The organism is Acidovorax sp. BoFeN1, from assembly GCF_003345135.1.
GTDB lineage: Bacteria > Pseudomonadota > Gammaproteobacteria > Burkholderiales > Burkholderiaceae_C > Acidovorax > Acidovorax defluvii.
In genome coordinates this window covers 1-20,963 of the sequence record NZ_QOZT01000005.1, presented here as the reverse complement: position 1 = coordinate 20,963, position 20,963 = coordinate 1, and the positions used below count along the sequence as shown (strand labels likewise).

General features: G+C 60.9%; 25 protein-coding genes and 1 tRNA gene. 21 read left to right on the top strand and 5 right to left on the bottom strand.

The genetic code is table 11. The features are described 5' to 3' along the window. Nucleotides 1–169: 169 nt before the first annotated feature. The 9 genes from hisF to tatC all read left to right on the top strand — a co-directional run bounded on the left by hisF (nt 170) and on the right by tatC (nt 5,353). Nucleotides 170–970: an imidazole glycerol phosphate synthase subunit HisF gene (gene hisF, locus DTW89_RS01995; protein WP_094098607.1), complete on the top strand. Its 801-nt coding sequence runs from the start codon at nt 170–172 to the stop codon at nt 968–970. Nucleotides 971–1,092: 122 nt separating this feature from the next. Beyond that, a complete protein-coding gene (hisI, locus tag DTW89_RS01990) occupies nt 1,093–1,482 on the top strand; it encodes a phosphoribosyl-AMP cyclohydrolase (RefSeq protein ID WP_114654741.1) in 390 nt (129 codons plus the stop codon). A gap of 4 nt (nt 1,483–1,486) precedes the next feature. Beyond that, nucleotides 1,487–1,885, top strand: a complete 399-nt coding sequence (locus tag DTW89_RS01985) for a phosphoribosyl-ATP diphosphatase (protein WP_114654701.1) — start codon at nt 1,487–1,489, stop codon at nt 1,883–1,885. Then, on the top strand, nt 1,882–2,268 hold the full coding sequence (locus DTW89_RS01980; RefSeq protein WP_114654700.1) for a DUF4870 family protein: 387 nt from the start codon (nt 1,882–1,884) through the stop codon (nt 2,266–2,268). Before DTW89_RS01985 ends, DTW89_RS01980 begins: the two co-directional genes overlap by 4 nt. Beyond that, on the top strand, nt 2,261–3,292 hold the full coding sequence (locus DTW89_RS01975) for a patatin-like phospholipase family protein (protein ID WP_114654699.1): 1,032 nt from the start codon (nt 2,261–2,263) through the stop codon (nt 3,290–3,292). The genes DTW89_RS01980 and DTW89_RS01975 overlap by 8 nt, the downstream gene beginning before the upstream one ends. Before the next feature lie 42 nt (nt 3,293–3,334). Beyond that, complete coding sequence (locus DTW89_RS01970; protein WP_114654698.1) at nt 3,335–3,691, top strand: histidine triad nucleotide-binding protein; 357 nt, start codon at nt 3,335–3,337, stop codon at nt 3,689–3,691. Between the two features lie 89 nt (nt 3,692–3,780). Then, nucleotides 3,781–4,023: a Sec-independent protein translocase subunit TatA gene (gene tatA / locus DTW89_RS01965; RefSeq protein WP_086913273.1), complete on the top strand. Its 243-nt coding sequence runs from the start codon at nt 3,781–3,783 to the stop codon at nt 4,021–4,023. 20 nt (nt 4,024–4,043) lie between these two features. After that, nucleotides 4,044–4,505, top strand: a complete 462-nt coding sequence (gene tatB / locus DTW89_RS01960) for a Sec-independent protein translocase protein TatB (RefSeq protein ID WP_114654697.1) — start codon at nt 4,044–4,046, stop codon at nt 4,503–4,505. 53 nt (nt 4,506–4,558) lie between these two features. Continuing rightward, nucleotides 4,559–5,353 (top strand): twin-arginine translocase subunit TatC, encoded by a 795-nt coding sequence (tatC, locus tag DTW89_RS01955; RefSeq protein ID WP_114654696.1) that lies wholly within the window; start codon nt 4,559–4,561, stop codon nt 5,351–5,353. A gap of 163 nt (nt 5,354–5,516) precedes the next feature. On the opposite strand, the gene DTW89_RS01950 is transcribed toward tatC, so the two are convergent. Then, nucleotides 5,517–6,662 (bottom strand): trypsin-like peptidase domain-containing protein, encoded by a 1,146-nt coding sequence (locus tag DTW89_RS01950; RefSeq protein ID WP_114654695.1) that lies wholly within the window; start codon nt 6,660–6,662, stop codon nt 5,517–5,519. A 124-nt stretch (nt 6,663–6,786) separates the two neighbouring features. On the opposite strand from DTW89_RS01950, the gene DTW89_RS01945 reads away from it, so the two are divergent. After that, complete coding sequence (locus DTW89_RS01945; protein ID WP_114654740.1) at nt 6,787–7,536, top strand: Nif3-like dinuclear metal center hexameric protein; 750 nt, start codon at nt 6,787–6,789, stop codon at nt 7,534–7,536. A 105-nt stretch (nt 7,537–7,641) separates the two neighbouring features. Continuing rightward, nucleotides 7,642–8,670, top strand: a complete 1,029-nt coding sequence (gene pdxA / locus DTW89_RS01940) for a 4-hydroxythreonine-4-phosphate dehydrogenase PdxA (protein WP_111864602.1) — start codon at nt 7,642–7,644, stop codon at nt 8,668–8,670. A gap of 74 nt (nt 8,671–8,744) precedes the next feature. Here the strand turns inward: pdxA and mscL are convergent, their stop codons facing one another. After that, nucleotides 8,745–9,173, bottom strand: a complete 429-nt coding sequence (gene mscL / locus DTW89_RS01935; RefSeq protein ID WP_024814170.1) for a large conductance mechanosensitive channel protein MscL — start codon at nt 9,171–9,173, stop codon at nt 8,745–8,747. Nucleotides 9,174–9,317: 144 nt separating this feature from the next. Between mscL and petA the strand changes: the two genes are divergently transcribed. The 6 genes from petA to DTW89_RS01905 all read left to right on the top strand — a co-directional run bounded on the left by petA (nt 9,318) and on the right by DTW89_RS01905 (nt 13,531). Then, nucleotides 9,318–9,914 (top strand): ubiquinol-cytochrome c reductase iron-sulfur subunit, encoded by a 597-nt coding sequence (gene petA / locus DTW89_RS01930; RefSeq protein WP_024814171.1) that lies wholly within the window; start codon nt 9,318–9,320, stop codon nt 9,912–9,914. An 11-nt stretch (nt 9,915–9,925) separates the two neighbouring features. Continuing rightward, entirely contained in the window at nt 9,926–11,341 is a 1,416-nt protein-coding gene (locus DTW89_RS01925) for a cytochrome b (protein ID WP_024814172.1), read from the top strand. Nucleotides 11,342–11,359: 18 nt separating this feature from the next. Then, the gene (locus DTW89_RS01920; protein ID WP_024814173.1) at nt 11,360–12,121 is read left to right on the top strand and encodes a cytochrome c1; all 762 of its coding nucleotides are present in this window, start codon (nt 11,360–11,362) and stop codon (nt 12,119–12,121) included. Between the two features lie 100 nt (nt 12,122–12,221). Continuing rightward, on the top strand, nt 12,222–12,833 hold the full coding sequence (locus tag DTW89_RS01915) for a glutathione S-transferase N-terminal domain-containing protein (protein WP_007854512.1): 612 nt from the start codon (nt 12,222–12,224) through the stop codon (nt 12,831–12,833). Between the two features lie 46 nt (nt 12,834–12,879). Beyond that, nucleotides 12,880–13,404: a ClpXP protease specificity-enhancing factor gene (locus tag DTW89_RS01910; protein WP_114654694.1), complete on the top strand. Its 525-nt coding sequence runs from the start codon at nt 12,880–12,882 to the stop codon at nt 13,402–13,404. A gap of 51 nt (nt 13,405–13,455) precedes the next feature. Beyond that, a tRNA-Thr gene (locus tag DTW89_RS01905) sits at nt 13,456–13,531 on the top strand. Between the two features lie 46 nt (nt 13,532–13,577). Here the strand turns inward: DTW89_RS01905 and DTW89_RS01900 are convergent. Continuing rightward, nucleotides 13,578–13,877: a hypothetical protein gene (locus tag DTW89_RS01900; protein WP_114654693.1), complete on the bottom strand. Its 300-nt coding sequence runs from the start codon at nt 13,875–13,877 to the stop codon at nt 13,578–13,580. Nucleotides 13,878–14,322: 445 nt separating this feature from the next. Between DTW89_RS01900 and secA the strand changes: the two genes are divergently transcribed. The 4 genes from secA (at nt 14,323) to DTW89_RS01880 (ending at nt 19,776) form a co-directional block, all read left to right on the top strand. Next, nucleotides 14,323–17,076, top strand: a complete 2,754-nt coding sequence (gene secA / locus DTW89_RS01895; protein ID WP_114654692.1) for a preprotein translocase subunit SecA — start codon at nt 14,323–14,325, stop codon at nt 17,074–17,076. A 95-nt stretch (nt 17,077–17,171) separates the two neighbouring features. Beyond that, nucleotides 17,172–18,401, top strand: coding sequence for a bifunctional glutamate N-acetyltransferase/amino-acid acetyltransferase ArgJ (gene argJ / locus DTW89_RS01890; protein WP_114654691.1), 1,230 nt, complete (start codon nt 17,172–17,174; stop codon nt 18,399–18,401). A 57-nt stretch (nt 18,402–18,458) separates the two neighbouring features. Further along, complete coding sequence (locus DTW89_RS01885; protein WP_114654690.1) at nt 18,459–19,331, top strand: ATP-binding protein; 873 nt, start codon at nt 18,459–18,461, stop codon at nt 19,329–19,331. Between the two features lie 4 nt (nt 19,332–19,335). Next, a complete protein-coding gene (locus DTW89_RS01880; RefSeq protein ID WP_035241494.1) occupies nt 19,336–19,776 on the top strand; it encodes an NUDIX domain-containing protein in 441 nt (146 codons plus the stop codon). 98 nt (nt 19,777–19,874) lie between these two features. On the opposite strand, the gene DTW89_RS01875 is transcribed toward DTW89_RS01880, so the two are convergent. Both DTW89_RS01875 and zapD read right to left on the bottom strand, forming a co-directional pair. After that, nucleotides 19,875–20,093 carry a DNA gyrase inhibitor YacG gene (locus tag DTW89_RS01875; protein ID WP_024814180.1) on the bottom strand — a complete coding sequence of 73 codons (219 nt, stop codon included), beginning with the start codon at nt 20,091–20,093 and terminating at the stop codon, nt 19,875–19,877. Between the two features lie 13 nt (nt 20,094–20,106). Further along, entirely contained in the window at nt 20,107–20,877 is a 771-nt protein-coding gene (gene zapD, locus DTW89_RS01870; RefSeq protein WP_114654689.1) for a cell division protein ZapD, read from the bottom strand. Between the last annotated feature and the right edge of the window lie 86 nt (nt 20,878–20,963).

Sequence of the window (20,963 nt, the reverse complement as noted above, 5' to 3'; positions counted from 1 at the left end):
GCTTGGTGCGCTTGTGCAATATGGTTTTCATTCGTAAGTAATGCTGAAAACCATTGATGGCAAGCGCTATAAGCTCATATTTGAATAGCAAAAGAGAGCCTTCTCCTGCCGCTGGGGCGTCCGCATGGTATCTTGCGGGCCTTGTTCTCAACAGCCACACACCCTGCGCATGCTTGCCAAACGCATCATCCCCTGCCTTGACGTCACCGGCGGTCGGGTCGTCAAAGGCGTCAATTTTGTTGAATTGCGCGACGCGGGCGACCCGGTCGAAATTGCCGCACGCTACAACGCGCAGGGCGCCGACGAGCTCACGTTTCTGGACATCACCGCCACCAGTGACGGGCGCGACCTGATCCTGCACATCATCGAGGCCGTGGCCAGCCAGGTGTTCATTCCGCTCACCGTGGGTGGCGGTGTGCGCACCGTGGAAGACGTGCGCCGCCTGCTCAATGCGGGGGCCGACAAGACCAGCTTCAACTCGGCAGCCATTGCCAACCCCGATGTGATCAGCGCTGCATCCGCCAAATACGGAGCCCAGTGCATCGTGGTGGCCATCGATGCCAAACGCCGCTCCGAAGAGGATGCGCGGCGCACAGGGGCCGATGGCCGGGCCGTGGGCCCCGGCTGGGATGTGTACAGCCATGGCGGGCGCAAGAACACCGGCCTCGATGCCGTGGCATGGGCGACCGAGATGGCGCGCCGTGGCGCGGGCGAAATTTTGTTGACCAGCATGGACCGCGATGGCACCAAGGCGGGCTTCGACCTGGCCCTCACGCGCGCCGTGAGTGACGCCGTGAGCGTGCCCGTGATCGCCTCGGGCGGCGTGGGCAACCTCGACCATCTGGCCGACGGCATCCAGATCGGCGGCGCCGATGCCGTGCTGGCCGCCAGCATCTTTCACTACGGCGAGTTCACGGTGGGGCAGGCCAAGCAGCACATGGCCGAGCGCGGAATTCCGGTGCGGTTGTAACCGTCAATTGCTCATTATTCGATAGCTATTGGCGCTTTATGCGTAAGCGCTGGAGCGGTAAAAGGCTTCAAATGTCCAGGGCGGGGCCCTGCGCCGCCACCCAAATCACCGAGAATCCCTCCATGAACTGGCTTAACGAAGTGAAATGGGATGCGCAGGGCCTGGTGCCCGTGATTGCGCAAGAGCAGGGCACGGGCGACGTGCTGATGTTTGCGTGGATGAACCGCGAGGCGCTGCAAAAAACGGCAGACCTGGGCCGCGCCGTGTATTTCAGCCGCTCACGCAAAAAGCTGTGGTTCAAGGGCGAGGAATCGGGCCATGTGCAGACGGTGCACGAGATTCGCCTCGATTGCGACAACGACGTGGTGCTCCTCAAGGTCACGCAGCTGGGCCACGAGCCCGGCATTGCCTGCCACACGGGCCGGCACAGCTGTTTTTTCAGCGTGCTCAAGGACGGCGCCTGGCAGGCGGTCGACCCGGTCTTGAAAGACCCCGAATCCATCTACAAATAAGACCATGAGTTCCAACGATTCCCAGGCACCATCCTCGCAGGATGCATTGGCGCGCCTTGCCGCCGTCATTGAAAGCCGCAAGCCCGCGCACGGAGGTGACCCCGACAAGAGCTATGTGGCGCGCCTGCTGCACAAGGGGCCCGATGCCTTCCTCAAGAAGATCGGCGAAGAAGCCACCGAGGTCGTCATGGCCGCCAAGGATGTGGACCATGGGGCCGACAAGGCCAAAATTGTGTACGAGGTGGCCGACCTGTGGTTTCACACCATGATCGCGCTGGCCCACTATGGCCTCACGCCCGCCCAGGTGCTGGCCGAACTCGAACGCCGTGAAGGCACCAGCGGCATCGAGGAAAAAGCCTTGCGCAAGGCCGTTGCGCGTGCTGCCCAGGAAGAATCCCCATGAACGACATCATCGATGTGCAGACCAACGACGAAAAGGCCGAGGGCCTGAAAGCCTGGGGCTGGGTCAGCTATGTGCTGCACCTCATAGTGGCGGTGGGCGCGGTCATTCCGGGTGCGCAACCGGGCGCTGCGCTGCTCATCATCGCGCTGGTCATCGACCTGGTGAAGCAGGGCGAAGGCGCGGGCACCTGGCAGGCCAGCCACTTTTCGTGGCGCATCCGCACCGTGATCTGGGCAGGCGTGCTGTACATCATTACGGCGCCGCTGTGGCTGCTGTTCTTCTTCCCCGGCTGGGTGGCCTGGGGGCTGATCTCCATCTGGTTCCTGTACCGCATCGTGCGCGGCATGGTCACCATGAACAAGAGCCAGGCCATCGATGCCTGAGGGTGACACGCTGGCCCCCATCAACCTGGCGCTGCAGGGCGGCGGATCGCATGGCGCGCTGACTTGGGGCGTGCTGGATGCGCTGCTGGAAGACGGGCGCCTGTTGATTGACGGCATCAGCGGCACCAGCGCCGGGGCCATGAATGCTGTGGTGGTGGCGCATGGTTTTGCGCAGGCAGCGCAGCAGCACAAAAACCCGAAAGAAGCCCACGCCGCCGGCTGCGAGCTGGCACGCGCCGGGCTGACCCGGCTGTGGGAAGGCGTGGGAACGCTGGGCAGCCTGATGTGGGGCACGCCGCTGGCGGCCGCCCATCCGCTGCTGGGCATGATGAACCGGTGGTTCTCGCCCTACCAGACCAATCCACTGGACATCAATCCGCTGCGTCGGCTGTTGGAGCGGGAGGTGGATTTCGACCTGCTGTGTGCCGCCAAAGGCGCCTCGGGCCCCAAGGTCTTTGTGTGCGCCACCAATGTGCGCACCGGGCGCGGCGAAATATTCTCGGGCGCACGGCTCAGTGCCGATGCGGTAATGGCGTCGGCCTGCCTGCCGCTGCTGTTCAAGGCGGTGGAAATCGAGGGAGAGCGGTATTGGGATGGCGGCTATTCCGGCAATCCTGCGCTGCATCCGCTGCTCTATCAGACCGAAACCTCCGACATCCTGTTGGTGCAGATCAACCCCACCGAGCACCATGCGCTGCCCGACACGGCGCCCGAAATCATCGAGCGCATGAATGAGGTCACCTTCAATGCCAGCCTGCTGGCCGAATTGCGCGCCATCGAGTTTGTTCGGCGCCTGCTGGCCGAGGGCAAGCTGGACGCGCGCCGCTACAAGAACGTGCGCATGCACCGCATTGACGGCGGCGCGGCGCTGGCCCCCTTTGGTGCGGACAGCAAGTCGCGCGCGGACATGTCCTTTGTGCGCAAGCTGTTCGAGCTGGGGCGCGCGGCGGGCCTGGACTGGCTCAAAGCGCACCACCAGGACGTTGGTGTGCGACCCACCCTTAACATCGCCGACAATGTGTAGCTGTCAGTGCACCATTGCGCGCTGAGCAAGCCTTTTTTTACCATGCACGATCCGAACTGCCTTTTCTGCAAAATCATCGCAGGCCAGATTCCTTCGAAGAAGGTCTATGAAGACGAGGAAATCTTCGCTTTCCATGACATCCACCCCTGGGCGCCTGTGCATTTTTTGATGGTGCCCAAGCTGCATATTCCCTCCATGGCCCAGGTGGCGCCCGAGCATGCAGGCCTGCTGGGCCGCATGATGGCCCTGGCGCCGCGCCTGGCGCTGGAGCAGGGCTGCAACCCTTATCCGGAGGGCGGCTATCGCATGGTGGTGAACACGGGGCTTGAAGGCGGGCAGGAAATCCACCATCTGCATATGCATGTGATCGGCGGTCCCCGTCCCTGGCTGAAGGGCTGAACGCGCTTGTCACTGGCGGCGGTGAAGGGACTTTGAACGCCTGTCACAGCCCCCGTCTAAAATGATTCCAATTCGTTAGGAGATATTCCATGGGCTCTTTTTCTATCTGGCACTGGCTGATCGTGCTGCTGATCGTCGTGATGGTGTTCGGCACCAAGAAACTCAAGAACATGGGTTCCGACCTGGGGGGCGCAGTCAAGGGCTTCAAGGACGGCATGAAGGACGGCTCCTCGCCCGACACCAACGCTGCCACTCCCCCTGCTGGTCAGGTGGCCAACCAGGCCGCCGCCGACAAGACCACCATCGATGTTGAAGCCAAGCAAAAGAGCTGAACTCGGGCGCTGGCGCTTCCATGATTGATATTGGCCTGTCCAAGATGGCGCTGATCGGCGTGGTGGCACTCATTGTCATCGGGCCCGAGAAGCTGCCCCGCGTTGCCCGCACGGTGGGCGCCTTGCTGGGCAAGGCGCAGCGCTATGTGGCGGATGTGAAGTCCGAGGTGAACCGGTCCATGGAGCTCGACGAGCTCAAGAAGATGAAGGACACGGTCGAAAACGCGGCGCGCGATGTGGAGCAATCCATCCAGACCAGCGCCAGCGAATTCGAAAAAGACTTGGCGCAGGCCACCGGCACTGCCTCTGGCGACCTGCAGGATTCATATGCCGTGGTGCCGGCCTACAGGCATCCGGGCAAGAACTGGCGCCTGAAAAAGGGCGCCATGCCCCAGTGGTACAAGGCGCGCAGCGGCGTGCGTACCAAGGCCCTGTCGGGCGCGGCGCGCGTTGCGCGCTACCGGCCACAGAAATTCCATTGATGCTGCGCCTTGCGGCGCAGCGGGGGCGTTGCTGACGCCCGCGAAACTCCAACATGTCCGAAACCACCCCCAAAGACGACGAACTGGCCGGCACAGAGCAGCCGTTTGTGCAGCACCTCATGGAGCTGCGCGACCGCCTGGTCAAGGCCATGATCGCCATCGGTGTGGCGGCTGCGCTGCTATTTTTCTTTCCCGGCCCGGGCGAGCTCTACGACTTTCTGGCGGCACCGCTGGTGGCGCATCTGCCCAAAGGGGCCACCCTGATCGCGACGTCGGTTATATCGCCGTTCATGGTGCCGCTGAAAATATTGCTCATGTCGGCGTTTTTGCTGGCCTTGCCCTTCGTGCTGTGGCAACTGTGGGCTTTTATCGCGCCTGGTCTCTATTCCCACGAGAAAAAACTGGTGTTGCCTCTGGTGGTGTCGAGCACCGTGCTCTTTTTCTTCGGGGTGGCTTTTTGCTATTTTTTCGTGTTTGGGCAGGTGTTCAGCTTCATTCAGGGCTTTGCACCCAAAAGCATCACGGCGGCACCAGACATCGAGGCTTACCTCAGCTTCGTGCTGACCATGTTCATGGCATTTGGTCTGTCGTTTGAGGTGCCGATTGCGGTGGTCGTGCTGGCCCGCATGAACATTGTGAGTGTGGAAAAGCTCAAGAATTTTCGGGGTTATTTCATCGTGATCGCCTTCGTCATCGCGGCGGTGGTCACACCCCCGGATGTGGTGTCCCAGCTGGCTTTGGCCATTCCGATGTGCCTGCTGTACGAAGTGGGTATCTGGGCAGCACAGATTTTCATCAAGCACACCAAGGCGCCCGAGGATACCGAGGAGGCAGCCTCGTCGTCCTGATCGCCACTGGATTGTTGCTGGCCGGTTTTTTCAACAAAAACAGCTTGTAGCGCTTGTCCATCAATCGCTGCAAGCTATTTTTTTAGGAGCGTTGCCGTGCGCGGGGCGGCGGCAACGCACGTATTGTTTTTTCCTGACGCTGAACCTGGCCGAACGCTGCCTGTCAACGCCTCACGGCACGCTGCGGCTTGGGACGAACGCCTGGGGTGAGCTGGATGTCCACCATGGCGTCGCCGCGTTGCAGGGCAAAGGGTGTGGCGGTGCCCGGTTTGAGGGCCGCCACGGCCGTAAGCAGTTCGGAGACGTTGGTAATGGCTTTGCCATCGACGCGCACGATCACGTCACCGGGCCGCATCCCCGCCTGGGCGGCCGGGCCATCCTGCAGCACGCCGGTGATGATCACGCCCGCAGTGGCTTTCACGCCAAAGGTTTCGGCCAACTCGGGCGAGAGTTCGCTGGGCTCCACGCCAATCCAGCCGCGCGTCACCTGGCCGTCTTTCACGATACCGTCGAGCACCAGCCGGGCGGTGGAGACAGGGATGGCAAAGCCAATGCCCATGTTGCCGCCCGAGCGCGAGTAGATGGCTGTGTTGATGCCCAGCAGGTTGCCATGGACATCCACCAGTGCGCCTCCCGAGTTGCCGGGGTTGATGGCTGCGTCGGTCTGGATGAAATTCTCGAAGGTGTTGATACCCAGCTGGCTGCGCCCCAGTGCGCTGACGATGCCGCTGGTTACGGTCTGGCCCACGCCAAACGGGTTGCCAATGGCCAGCACCTGATCGCCCACCGCAAGCTGGTCAGAGTTGCCCAGCACGATCACGGGCAGTTTGTCGAGTTCGACCTTGAGGATCGCAAGGTCGGTGTCCGGGTCGGTGCCGATCACGGTGGCGCGGGCACGCCGGCCGTCGGTCAGCGTGACCTCAATTTCGTCGGCGCCTTCGACCACATGGTTGTTGGTGAGGATGTAGCCATCGGGGCTGATGATCACGCCGCTGCCCAGCCCGGCCTGGGCCTGGCTGCCCTGGTCGCCAAAGAAGAACTGGAACCACGGATCGTTGCTGCGCGGGTGCCGCACTTCCTTGCTGGTGTTGATGCTGACCACGGCAGGCGCCGCCTTGCGGGCAGCGCTGCTGAGGCTGCCCGGTGCCGGTTGGGTCAGCGTGGTGGCGGGGGCCTCGATCAGCGCAATGCCCGCGCCCGAGCGCATGGCGCCGCGCTGGAGCCAGTCGGGCTGCAGTGTGGCAACAACGAAATAGGCCGCAACGAACACGGTGACGGTCTGGGAAAAAAGCAGCCAGAAGCGTTTCATGGAATTGGAAGGTTGGCTAAGAAAGGGCAGTACGCCGCGCTTTGCATGGCGGGGCGGCACGCTGGTGCGATTGTCCTCCAAGCCTGTCAGAGATGGGGGCGTGGCCGCGCGCGACAATAGGCGCATGAGTGTTTCCCGCCAACAACTGCAGCAGGCTTTTGATGCACTGCTACAACCCGAGCGTTTCAAGGACTACGGCCCCAACGGTCTGCAGGTCGAGGGCAAGCCCGATATTGCCTGCCTGGTGAGTGGCGTGACGGCCAGCAGGGCGCTGATCGAAGCGGCTATCGCTCGCCGGGCCGACGCCATTTTTGTGCACCACGGCCTTTTCTGGCGTGGCCAGGACGCCCGCATCACTGGCTGGATGCGCGAGCGTCTGCGGCTGTTGCTGGCGTATGACATCAACCTGTTTGCCTACCATTTGCCGCTGGATGCGCACCTCGAAGTGGGTAACAACGCGCAGCTGGGCCGGGTGCTGGGCTGGGCCGCCGACCAGCGCTTTGGCGAGCAGGACCTGGGCTTTGCCGGGCCGGCCGCGTTTGATGGTGCGCAGGCCCTGGCCGACCATGTTGCACAGGCGCTTGGCCGCGCGGTGACGCTGGTGCAGCCAGCGGCGCGGCGCATCCAGCGCGTGGCCTGGTGCACGGGCGGGGCGCAGGGCTATTTTGAATCTGCCATTGCAGCCGGGGCCGACGCCTTCATTACCGGCGAAATCTCCGAGCCCCAGGCGCACCTGGCGCGGGAAATGGGCGTGGCTTTTATCGCTGCCGGCCACCATGCCACCGAGCGCTATGGCGCGCCTGCAGCCGCGGGGCTGGTGGCGCAGCAACTGGGGATAGAGCACCATTTCGTCGAGATCGACAATCCGGCCTGAACGGCGCCCGCCGGTGTGTGGTGCACCCTATAAAGTGCTATTTAATTAGTAGCTATTTGCGCTTTATATATAAGCATTTCAGGCTGATTTAATCAAATATTCATTATGCAAACTATTGCCATCACACAAGGTGACCCGGCGGGTATCGGCCCCGAAATCGTGGCCAAGGCCTTTCGCGATGCTCCCGATGATCTGCGCGGCTGCTTTGCGGTGGGGGATCTGGCGACCTTGCGTCGTGCCGCGCAGTGCATCGTGCGACCCGGCGTGCTGGAGTTGCCGGTGGCGCAGATCGTGTCGCCCGATGATGCATGGCACGTGCCGCCACGCTGCATGCCGGTGCTGCAACTGCCGGGCTTGCCCGGCCCTGTTCCGTGGGGCCGCGTCAGCGCTGCAGCAGGCCGTGCGGCGGCCGATTGCGTGGTGTGGGCGGCGCGTGCCGCCCTGCAGGGCCACATCGCCGCTCTCGTAACAGCACCACTGCACAAGGAGGCGCTGTCTGCCGCCGGTGTGGCCTTCCCGGGGCACACCGAATTGCTGCAGGCCGAGGCGGCAACCCACCAAGGCGTGCCGCTGGCAGCCATGCCGGTGCGCATGATGCTGGCCAGTGACGAGTTGCGCACGGTGCTGGTCAGCATTCATATGTCGCTGCGTGACGCCATAGCCGCAGTGACCCGGGAGAACATCGTGCAGACCCTGCAGATCACCCATGCAGCGCTGCTGCGAACCCTCGGCCGCGTGCCTCGCATCGCAGTGGCAGGCCTCAATCCGCATGCTGGCGAGGGAGGCTTGTTCGGGCGCGAAGAGATCGAAAGCATTGCGCCCGCTGTGGCCGACGCCCGCGCGCTGGGAATGGATGTGCACGGCCCCTATGCGCCCGACACGGTGTTCATGCGCGCTCGCCATACGTCGCAGCGTGCCGGGGAGTTTGATGTGGTGCTGGCCATGTACCACGACCAGGGGTTGATTCCGGTGAAATACCTGGGCGTTGACAAAGGGGTCAACGTGACGCTGGGCCTGCCGCTGGTGCGCACCAGCCCCGATCACGGCACCGCATTTGACATTGCCGGCCAAGGTGTGGCCGATGCCGCGAGCCTGGTGGAGGCCGTGCGCATTGCACGCCAGATGGCTCAGTAAAAACGCCCTCTGTAGCAGAGGGCGCGGGCGCTGGTGCTGGTGACGCGACAGTGCTGCGCGCCGGATCGCGCTGGTTAGCGTTTGAGGCTGTCTCGGATTTCGCGCAGCAGCACGATGTCTTCAGCTGGGGCTGCAGGGGCAGCCGGTGCTGCAGGCGCTTCGCGCTTGAGGCGGTTGATCTGCTTGACCATCATGAAAATGATGAACGCAAGGATCAGGAAGTTCACCGCCACGGTGATGAAGTTTCCATAGGCAAATACGGGAACGCCAGCCTTTTTCAGCGCATCCAGTGTGAGCGCAGTACCCGCCGGCACCTCGCCCAGCGCGACAAACATGTTGGAAAAATCCAGTTTGCCAAACACCAGGCCCACCACGGGCAAAATAAGGTCGGAAACTACCGAGTCGACAATTTTTCCAAAGGCGCCACCAATGATGACACCGACGGCTAAGTCGATCACGTTGCCCTTGATCGCAAATTCGCGGAATTCTTGCATCATGCTCATAGGTTATTTCTCGATTGGTTGCGAATGCGCAAGTTTACCGATACCGGGAACCTGTCAACAGGTGCGTGCACATTGAATTATCCATTTTCACTCCGCTACAATTCGGAGTTGACCCCAATCTAGCGATGTTCATCGAGGATCCCCATGAGTGACACTCCAATCGACTCCAGCAAGCGCACGTGGATCATCACGTCTGCCTGTGCTGGTGCGGTGGGCGGCGTGGCAGCTGCCGTACCTTTCGTGAGTTCTTTTCAGCCCTCCGAGCGAGCCAAGGCCGCAGGTGCCGCCGTCGAAGTAGATATCTCCGCCCTAAAGCCCGGAGAAAAAATCACTGTGGAGTGGCGCGGCAAGCCTGTATGGATCTTCAAGCGCACCCCCGAGCAGCTGGAATCCCTTGCACAGACCGAGTCCCAGCTGGCTGATCCCAAGTCGGATCGAAAAGCTTATCCCACCCCTGATTACGCCAAGAATCAGCACCGCTCGATCAAGCCTGAAGTGTTTGTCGGCGTGGGTATCTGTACCCACCTGGGCTGCTCGCCCGGAGACAGGTTGCAGGCTGGCCCGCAGCCATCCCTGCCCGACGACTGGCATGGTGGTTTCCTCTGCGCCTGCCACGGTTCCACTTTTGACGTGGCCGGTCGGGTCTTCAAGAACAAGCCCGCGCCTGACAACCTCGAAGTGCCTCCGCACATGTATCTCTCCGATACACGTCTGATCATCGGCGAAGACAAGAAGGCCTGAAGGAGCACTAAATGGCCCACGAATTCAAAGAAATCTCTCCCAACGCCTCGGCGGGAGCTAAGGTCACCAACTGGTTCGAAAACCGTTTTCCAACGGCGTTCGATGCCTACCGCGTGCACATGTCGGAGTACTACGCTCCGAAAAACTTCAACTTCTGGTACGTCTTTGGCTCGCTGGCACTGGTGGTGCTGGTGATCCAGATCGTTACCGGGATCTTCCTGGTGATGCACTATAAGCCGGATGCGGCACTGGCGTTTGCGTCAGTCGAGTACATCATGCGCGACGTGCCTTGGGGTTGGCTCATTCGTTACATGCACTCCACAGGGGCTTCGGCGTTTTTCATCGTCGTCTACCTGCACATGTTCCGCGGTCTGATTTATGGCAGCTATCGCAAGCCGCGCGAGCTGGTCTGGATCTTTGGCTGTGCGATTTTCCTGGCGCTCATGGCTGAAGCCTTCATGGGCTATCTGTTGCCTTGGGGTCAGATGTCGTATTGGGGCGCCCAGGTGATCGTGAACCTGTTTGCCGCCATTCCGTTCGTCGGTCCTGACCTGGCGTTGCTGATTCGTGGTGACTTTGTGGTGGGCGATGCCACGCTGAACCGCTTCTTCAGCTTCCACGTGATCGCCGTGCCGCTGGTGCTGCTGGGGTTGGTGGTAGCCCACTTGCTGGCTTTGCACGACGTGGGGTCCAACAACCCGGACGGTGTGGAAATCAAGGCTCCCAATGCGCCCAAGGATGCCAAGGGCAAGCCGCTTGATGGCGTGCCCTTCCACCCTTACTACACGGTGCATGACATCTTTGCGTTGAGCATGTTCCTCATGGCTTTCACTGCGGTCGTGTTTTTTGCGCCCGAGTTCGGTGGCTATTTCCTGGAGTACAACAACTTCATTCCGGCAGATCCGATGGTGACGCCGTTGCATATTGCACCTGTCTGGTACTTCACGCCGTTTTATTCCATGCTGCGTGCCATTACCAGCGAAATGATGTACGCATTGATTGCGTGTGTGGTGGCAGGTGCCCTGATCGGTGTGGTCAAGGGCAAATTGCCCGGCTTTCTCAAGGCTGGCGTTGTTGTCGCTGCATTGGTGGCAGTTGTGCTGATGCTATCGATCGACGCCAAGTTCTGGGGCGTGGTGGTGATGGGTGGTGCGGTGATCATCTTGTTCTTCCTGCCATGGCTTGATACCTGCGCTGTGAAGTCCATCCGCTATCGCCCAACCTGGCACAAGTACCTGTACGCCGTCTTTGTGATCAACTTCCTGATCCTTGGATATCTGGGTGTGCAACCGCCATCTCCAGTGGGTGAGCGTGTTTCGCAGGTTGGCACGTTGTTCTACTTCGGTTTCTTCCTTCTGATGCCATGGTGGAGCAGTTTGGGTGCAACCAAGCCAGTGCCTGACCGTGTCAACTTCACTGCGCATTGAGCCCTGGAGATAACAACAATGAAGAAACTCATCCTCACGCTGGTTGCTGCGCTGGGCCTCGCGGCAGGTGCTGCGCACGCAGCCGGTGGCGAAACCATTGCCTGGGACAAGGCTCCCAACAAGACCAACGATCTGGCCTCGCTGCAAAACGGTGCCAAGGTTTTCGTAAACTACTGCCTGAGCTGCCATTCGGCTGCATTCATGCGTTTCAACCGCCTTCGCGACATCGGTCTGACCGAGCAGCAGATCAAGGACAATCTTCTGTTCACCACTGAGAAAGTCGGTGAAACCATGAAGGCGGCCATTGATCCCAAGCACGCCAAGGACTGGTTTGGTGCCAACCCGCCCGATCTGACGGTGATCGCTCGCTCGCGTTCGGGTCACGGTGGTACGGGCGCCGACTACCTCTACACGTTCCTGCGCACTTTCTACCGCGACGAAACCAAGGCCACCGGCTGGAACAATCTGGTTTTCCCGAACGTAGGCATGCCCCACGTGCTGTGGGAATTGCAGGGTGATCGTCGCCCAATTTTCGAAGCGCAGGAAAGCCACGGCCAGACGACTCAGGTGTTCAAGGGCTGGGAGCAGGTTACTCCTGGTGTCATGACTCCACTGGAGTTCGATCAGACCATTGGCGACCTGGTGAACTATATGCAGTGGATGGGCGAGCCAGCACAGAACACCCGTGTTCGGGTGGGTGTGTGGGTGCTGATTTTCCTGGGCATCTTCACCGTCATCGCCTGGAGGTTGAATGCGGCCTTCTGGAAAGATGTGAAGTAAAACCTTGATCCGCTGACCGCGTGCTTTTTGGCACGGCGGAACTTTACAGAGTGGGCGCTTTTTAGCGTCCCACTCTTTTGATTTTTAGGAGCCTCCCACCATGATGGTGCTTTACTCGGGTACGACCTGTCCCTTCTCCCACCGCTGCCGCTTTGTCCTGTTTGAAAAGGGCATGGACTTTGAAATCCGCGATGTGGACCTGTACAACAAGCCCGAAGACATCAGCGTGATGAACCCATACGGCCAGGTGCCGATCCTGGTGGAGCGTGATCTGATCCTGTACGAGTCGAACATCATCAACGAGTACATCGACGAGCGCTTCCCCCATCCCCAGCTGATGCCGGGCGACCCTGTAGACCGCGCACGCGTACGCCTGTTCCTTCTCAATTTCGAGAAGGAACTGTTCGTGCATGTGAACATCCTGGAATCGCGTGCGACCAAGGGCAATGAAAAGGCCCTGGAAAAGGCCCGCGCCCACATCCGCGATCGCCTGACGCAGCTGGCCCCCGTGTTCCTCAAGAACAAATACATGCTGGGCGACAACTTCTCCATGCTGGACGTGGCCATTGCGCCCCTGCTGTGGCGTCTGGATTACTACGGCATTGATCTGAGCAAGAACGCCGCTCCATTGCTCAAATACGCAGAGCGGATTTTTTCGCGCCCCGCGTACATTGAAGCACTCACGCCGTCAGAGAAAGTGATGCGCAAGTAAGCCAGCACAGCTGAATGTGCCGACCCTCGCACCCCCGCCACACACCATGAACGCCCAGGATTTTCCTTCCACGCGCCCTTATCTGATCAGGGCGCTTCACGAGTGGTGCACCGACAACGGGTTCACTCCCTATGTGGCGGTGCGGGTGGACGGTTCCGTCCAGGTGCCGCGCGAGTATGTGAAGGATGGTGAAATTGTTCTCAACATCAGTTGCGATGCCACCAGTTCACTGCAATTGGGCAATGACTTTATTGAGTTCAAGGCACGCTTCGGCGGCAAGCCGCGCGAAATCATGGTGCCCGTGGCGCGGGTGATTGCCATCTATGCCCGTGAGAACGGGCAGGGCATGGCCTTTCCCCCTCCCGTAGACATAGTGACTGCCATGGGTGAAATGGGGGAAGGCGGACTGGCTGCAGTCGCATCGATCGCGGAAGAGCCGCAAGGAGCCCCCGAGGAACGTGTCGTGCAATTGGTGCCCAGTGACTCCATGCTTGATGAGGGCGGCGGTGACGCTCCCCGTCCACCGCCAGCCTCGGGCAATGCCCGTCCTTCCCTCAAACGCATCAAATAGCATCCTGCGCGTTTCGAATACGCTGAATTTGCAGGATAAAATGCAGCCTTCGCCGATTTAGCTCAGTTGGTAGAGCAACCGCCTTGTAAGCGGTAGGTCGTCAGTTCGATTCCGACAATCGGCACCATTTTTCCCTCCATGCCACTGTGATCTCTCTCTTTTTGGGGGCTGAGTCAGGACTGGATTTTGAGGCGAATGGAGTGAACCTCCCACCCCCGGCTTCGTAAATGCGCCTGTAACGCAGGCAGCAGTTGCCGTATCTTTGCTGCAGCAGCATTGCTTTTTACCAGAAGACACCAGCTTGTCCCGTCGATCGGGCCTGCTTGCACCGTGCAGCGCAGGGCCGCTGGTATCAACAACTCAATGGCTTGAAGCCGTTCACTGGACTCCCGCGTAAGAGCCGCCAGCTTGGCCAGCGTTGGAGAGTCCTCGCTGGCCTGCTGCAGGGAAATCGCGTAATGGCGGCGGTTCATGGATGTTGCGCCCAAGGCGGATGGACAGGTCGGTGAGCGGTGGATTATCGCGGATGCCTGACGGTCGTGCGCTGCCTGCCAATGCCATTGCCGCTTGGCGGGCAAGCATTCGGCTCTTGGCCGGTTGATGGCGGCGTGCACATCAGTGGGCAGTGGGGAGCACCGTCTTAGGTGCAGCAAGGAATGGCGGGCTTTCCGCGGTTCGGCAGGTCTCTTGGCGTGGTGAAGCACGGCCGGGTGCCAGCACAGCAACAAGGTGGGCGGACCTATCACCGGCTTTGCTGGGGGCTTGGGCCGCAGGCAGGTAAAATCCCCGGTCCGGATTCTGTTGCTTGGTGTTGCAGTGCTTGCAATCACGGGCGGTGGACCCACCTGAAATCAATTCTTCTTAGGGGTTTCGGTCGCCTGACATGCTCTTCGGCGCATGTCAGGCGGTCCTGTTCGCATGGCAACCAACTTCCTTACCAAACTATTCGGCAGCCGCAACGATCGGCTCCTCAAGCAATATCGCAAGACGGTTGCACGCATCAATGCGATGGAGCCCGACTATGAAAAGCTGACCGATGACGAGCTGCGTAGCAAGACGCTGGAGTTCAAGGAGCGCGCGACCAAGGGCGAGTCGCTGGACGACCTGTTGCCCGAGGCGTTTGCCGTGGTGCGTGAAGGCTCCAAGCGCATCATGAAGATGCGCCATTTCGATGTGCAGTTGCTCGGTGGCATGGCTTTGCATTACGGGAAAATTGCAGAAATGCGGACCGGCGAGGGCAAGACCCTGACGGCAACGCTGCCCGTTTACCTGAATGCACTTTCTGGCAAGGGTGTTCACGTGGTCACGGTCAACGACTACCTGGCCAACCGGGACGCCATGTGGATGGGGCGCCTATACAACTTCTTGGGGCTGACGGTGGGCATCAACCTGCCCAACATGCCACGCGAGGAAAAGCAGGCAGCCTATGCCGCAGACATTACCTACGGCACCAACAACGAATACGGCTTCGACTACCTGCGCGACAACATGGTCTATGAAGCGCGGGACCGCGTTCAGCACGGCCTCAATTTCGCCATCGTTGACGAAGTCGACTCCATCCTGATTGACGAGGCGCGCACGCCACTCATCATCAGTGGCCAGGCTGAAGACCACACGGCGATGTACATCGCCATGAACAAGGTGGTGCCGCTGCTGGTGCGCCAGGAGGGCGAAGCCGATCCGCGCACAGGTGAAGGCGTGACCAAGCCCGGTGATTTCACGCTGGACGAAAAAACCCACCAGGTATTCCTGACCGAACAAGGCCATGAGAGTGCAGAGCGCATTCTGGCCAGCCAGGGCCTGATTGCCGAAGGTGCGTCGGTGTACGACCCCTCCAACATCACGCTCATGCACCACCTGTATGCAGCGCTGCGGGCCAACCACCTGTATCACCGCGACCAGCACTATGTGGTGCAAGACGGCGAGATCGTGATCGTGGACGAGTTCACCGGTCGCCTGATGTCGGGCCGCCGCTGGAGCGAAGGCCTGCATCAGGCCGTGGAAGCCAAGGAGGGCGTGAACATCCAGGCAGAGAACCAGACGCTGGCCTCCATCACCTTCCAGAACTATTTCCGCCTTTACAACAAGCTCGCCGGAATGACCGGCACGGCCGACACCGAGGCTTATGAGTTCCAGGAAATCTATGGCCTGGAAACCACCGTCATTCCTCCCAATCGCCCGAGCCGGCGCGACGACCAGCTCGATCGCGTGTACAAGACTACGCGCGAAAAGTACGAAGCGGCGATCAAGGACATCCGTGAGTGCTACGAGCGCGGGCAACCCGTGCTGGTGGGAACCACGTCGATTGAAAACTCGGAAATCATCGACCAGCTCCTGAACAAGGAAGGCTTGCCGCACCAGGTGCTCAATGCCAAGCAGCACGCCCGCGAGGCGGACATCGTGGCGCAGGCCGGTCGCGCTGGCATGATCACCATTGCCACCAATATGGCCGGTCGTGGCACCGACATTGTGCTGGGTGGCAATATTGAAAAGCTGGTGGCAGCCGTGGAGACAGACGAGTCTCTGGACGAGGCCACCAAGCAAGCCCGCATCGCCGAAGTGCGCGCCGAATGGGCGCGTGACCATGAAAAGATCAAGGAGCTGGGTGGGCTGCGCATCATTGCCACCGAGCGCCATGAGTCGCGTCGCATCGACAACCAGTTGCGTGGACGTTCGGGTCGCCAGGGCGACCCGGGCTCCTCGCGCTTTTACCTGAGCCTCGATGATTCACTGATGCGCATTTTTGCGGGTGATCGCGTCAAGGCCATCATGGACCGCCTGAAGATGCCCGACGGCGAGGCCATCGAAGCGGGCATCGTCACCCGCAGCATCGAGTCGGCCCAGCGCAAGGTGGAGGCCCGCAATTTCGACATCCGCAAGCAATTGCTGGAATACGACGATGTGGCCAATGACCAGCGCAAGGTCATCTACCAGCAGCGCAACGACATCCTGGATGCCGCCGAGCTGTCTGATGTGATTGCAGCCATGCGCGAGGACTGCATCACCGATCTGGTGCGCCTGTACGTTCCCGCAGAATCGGTCGAGGAGCAATGGAATCTGCCTGCCCTCGAAAAAGTGCTGGCCGACGAATGGCAGGTGCCGATTGCGCTGCAGCAGGAAGTGGAGGGCGCGCACAGCATCACCGACGACGAAATTCTCGACAGGGTACTGAAGGCGGCCCATGCTGCGTTTGATTCCAAGATCGAGCAGGTGGGACGCGACAACTTCACGCAGTTCGAACGCGTGGTGCTTTTGCAGAGCTTTGACTCCAATTGGCGCGACCACCTGAGCTCGCTGGACTATCTGCGCCAGGGCATCCACCTGCGCGGCTATGCCCAAAAGCAGCCCAAGCAAGAGTACAAGCGCGAAGCGTTCGAGTTGTTCCGCCAGCTCCTCGACCAGGTCAAGAACGAAGTCACGAAGATTCTCATGACCGTGCAGGTGCAGTCGCCAGCGCAGCTGGACCAGGCCGCGCAGGACATGGAGCAGCGCGCCGAGAGCATCGCCAACGTGACTTACACGGCGCCCACGGAAACGGGTGAAGTGGAGACCACGGTGGACGCGCAGACAGTGGGCCATGCCATTCCTGAGGGCGTGCGCGTGGGGCGCAACGACCCATGCCCCTGCGGAAGCGGCAAAAAGTACAAGCAGTGCCACGGCAAACTGGCCTGATGCAATAGCACCAAACGACACGGGCCCCGGCCCGTGTTTTCATTTGCGCGCCTCGGTTTTCCGGATAATCGGCCGCAGTTTTTAGAAAGACCCCCATGCCCGTCAATCTTCTCGCCCCCGTTGCCGCCGATCTGCATGCGATCGCCGGCGTTCGTATCGGTGTTGCCGAGGCCGGTGTCCGCAAGGCCAACCGCAAGGACCTCACCGTGTTTCTGCTCGACGAAGGTGCCAGCGTGGCAGGTGTGTTCACGCAAAACCGCTTTTGCGCTGCGCCGGTGCAGATCAGCCGCGAACATCTGGCCAGTGGCCAGGCCATCCGCGCCATGGTCATCAACACGGGCAACGCCAACGCAGGCACGGGTGCCGACGGTTTGGTGCGTGCGCGCGCCACCTGCATTGCGCTGGCGCGCCAGCTCAACGTGGCGCCCGAGCAGATCCTGCCCTTTTCGACCGGTGTGATCATGGAGCCGCTGCCCCATGACCGCATTGAAGCCGGGTTGCCCGCTGCCATTGCCGACGCTCAGCCGGGCCACTGGGCGCGTGCGGCAGAAGGCATCATGACCACCGATACGCTGCCCAAGGCCTTCTCGGCCCAGGTGCAGATTGGCGGGGCCACGGTGTCCATCACCGGCATCAGCAAGGGTGCCGGCATGATCCGTCCCAACATGGCCACCATGCTGGGGTTCATGGCCACGGACGCCTGCGTGCATCCCTCGGTGATGCAGCAACTGGCGCGCGAGCTGGCCGATGGCTCGTTCAACCGCATCACCATCGACGGCGATACCTCCACCAACGACTCTTTCGTGGTGGTCGCCACCAACAAGGCTGCGCACGCCCCCATCACGGCGCTTGCCAGCGCCGAAGGCCAGGCTCTCAAGGCCGCCATGCTGGGCGTGGCGCAAAAGCTGGCCCAGGCCATCGTGCGCGACGGCGAAGGCGCCACCAAGTTCATCACGGTGCGGGTGGAGGGCGGCAAGACCGGCGACGAATGCCGCCAGGTCGCCTATGCGATCGCTCACTCGCCACTGGTTAAGACGGCGTTTTATGCCAGCGACCCCAACCTGGGCCGCATCCTGGCGGCGGTGGGCTATGCGGGTATCGCTGACCTGGACCAGACAGGGATCGACCTCTACCTGGACGACGTGCATGTTGCCGTGAAAGGCGGGCGCAACCCTGCCTACCGCGAGGAAGACGGCCAGCGTGTGATGAAGCAAAGCGAAATCTCCGTGCGTGTGCTGCTGGGCCGGGGCGACGCTGTGGACACGGTGTGGACCTGTGATTTCAGCCATGAATACGTCACCATCAATGCGGACTACCGTTCGTAAATTCGATCAAAAAAATGATAGCTGCTAGCGCTTTACCAATAAGCGCTACAGGCCAAAATGAACGAAAAATTTGAACACCTGATCGAGCGCGCCGAGCAACTCATTGCGCGCATCGAATCCGTGCTGCCCCAGCCCTTGGGCGCACCCGATTGGTCGGCTTCCATAGCCTGGCGTTACCGCAAGCGCAGCAGCGGGCATGGCACGCTGGAGCCCGTGCGCCATGTGGCCGCCATGCAACTGGCTGACCTCAAGGAGATCGATGGGCAAAAGGAGAAGATCGAGCGCAATACCCAGCAGTTTGTGCAAGGCAAGCCCGCCAACAACGTGCTGCTGACCGGTGCGCGCGGCACGGGCAAGTCTTCGCTCATCAAGGCTTGCCTGAATGCCCATGCGGCGCAGGGACTGCGCCTGATCGAGGTGGACAAGGCCGACCTGACGGATCTGCCCGACATTGTCGACGTGGTGTCCACCCGGCCCGAGAAATTCATCGTTTTCTGCGATGACCTGAGCTTTGAAGACGGCGAGCCCGGCTACAAGGCCCTCAAGTCCATTCTCGACGGTTCGGTGGCCGCGGCCACACCCAATGTGCTGATCTACGCCACCAGCAACCGGCGCCATCTGGTGCCCGAGTACATGGCGGAAAACCAGACGTATACGCACACCGATGATGGTGAAGTGCATCCCGGAGAAGCGGTCGAGGAAAAAATTTCCTTGTCAGAACGTTTTGGGCTGTGGGTCAGCTTTTATCCGTTCAGCCAGGAAGAGTACCTGACCATTGTGGCCCAGTGGCTCTCATCGCTCGGTGTCTCGGCGGCTGCCATTTCTGCAGCCCGCCCAGAAGCCCTGGTGTGGGCACTGGAGCGTGGCTCGCGCAGCGGTCGTGTGGCCTACCAGTTTGCGCGCGACTACGCGGGGCGGCACAGTGACTGAGGCGGTGACTCCAACCCCAGCTGGCGCCGTTGATCGCAAGCACACCGAGGTGGCGGTGGGCATTTTGCTGCGCGCCGATGGAGCCATGCTCTTGTCCACCCGCCCGCCTGGCAAACCTTATGCCGGTTATTGGGAGTTTCCGGGCGGCAAGCTGGAAGCGGGCGAAACGGTAGAGCAGGCCCTGCGCCGCGAGTTGATCGAAGAACTGGGCGTGACCATTGGCCCCGCCAGCGTCTGGAAAGTGACCGAGCACGACTACCCGCACGCCCTGGTGCGCCTGCACTGGTGCAAGGTGTGGGAGTGGTCGGGAGAGTTCGAGATGCGCGAAGGCCAGACCATGGCCTGGCAGCAGATGCCGCTGACGGTGGACCCTGTATTGCCTGGTGCCTATCCAGTGTTGCAGTGGCTGGCCGAGGAGCGCGGCCAGCAGGGTTTGCTGGAATAACTCAAATGCTATTAAAATAATAGCTATTAGCGCTTATCTCATAAGCGCTAGAGCTGTATTTCATCTTTATTCACGCGGATGGCCGTTGCCGGAGGCCATCAATGCTGATGGCGCGGATCACCGTGCTGGGCATCATCGGGCGGTGCTTCCGCGGGCATGCGGAATTCTTCGCTGGCCCATGCGCCAAGGTCCATCTGCTTGCAGCGCTCGCTGCAAAAAGGCCGATAAGGGTTCTGGACGCTGTAGATGCTGTCGCCGCCGCACTGCGGGCAGGTGACACGGCGCACGGCTTCGCCTGGTGGGATTGTGGTTGCCATCTGCGGGCCTCCTTCAGGCGCAGAGCGTGAGCTCGAACGCGGCATCGTCAGTGGACGAATTCAGGCGTCCATCGGGTTCCTGTCGCATCAGGCGCACCGACACAATCAGGCGATTGCCACTGATCTCGGGAATCAGATCGAGTGCCGGGTCAATGCGCAGGCGCAGCAACTGGAATGTGCGGCCCTGGGGCAGGTTTTGCTGAAACTGGCCGCGCTCGGCTGCCACCTTCTGGGGCACTCCCGTGTCGCGCAACAGCTTGAGCAGCACGTAAATCGACTCTGCCAGGGGCGCGAGGGTAGATGCCCATTGCTCCAGAGCGTGTTGGCGCACTGAAACGTCCTTGTGCTGCCAGGCGTAGTAGGCTGGCAGATCAAAGCCGCAGGTGCCTCCGGGAATGCCCATCCGGCTGCGAATGCTCATCAGCCAGTCGTTCTCGGTGAGGGCATGGCCCGACTTTCCCGTCTGCTGGTTGAGTGCGGTGAAGCAGTGGTCCAGCTGTGCCACCACGGCATCCAGTGCCGCCTCTGAAATGGAGGGATTTCCCCGGTAGCTGTCGAGCTGGTGCTTGTGTTTTTCGATGTCCTTGAGAACATCGGATTTGAGGTCGGCACGCGCGGCCACGTCCATGATCTCAAAAATGGTGACCAGGGCAAAGTGGTGGTCCAGCGGATGCTGGCGCGGAATCAGCTCGCCCAGCCGGCGAAACAACTGCTCTAGCCGCAGATAGGTTCTGAGGCGTTCGTTAAGGCTACGCTGAACAAGCCGTCGAAAATTTCCGCGCAAACCTGGATGACGCAGTTTTTTGGACTTTTATGCCTCTCGCGCGGCCCATTTGGGCAGTTCGCGGGGCGCTGAGGCCCGATTTCCGC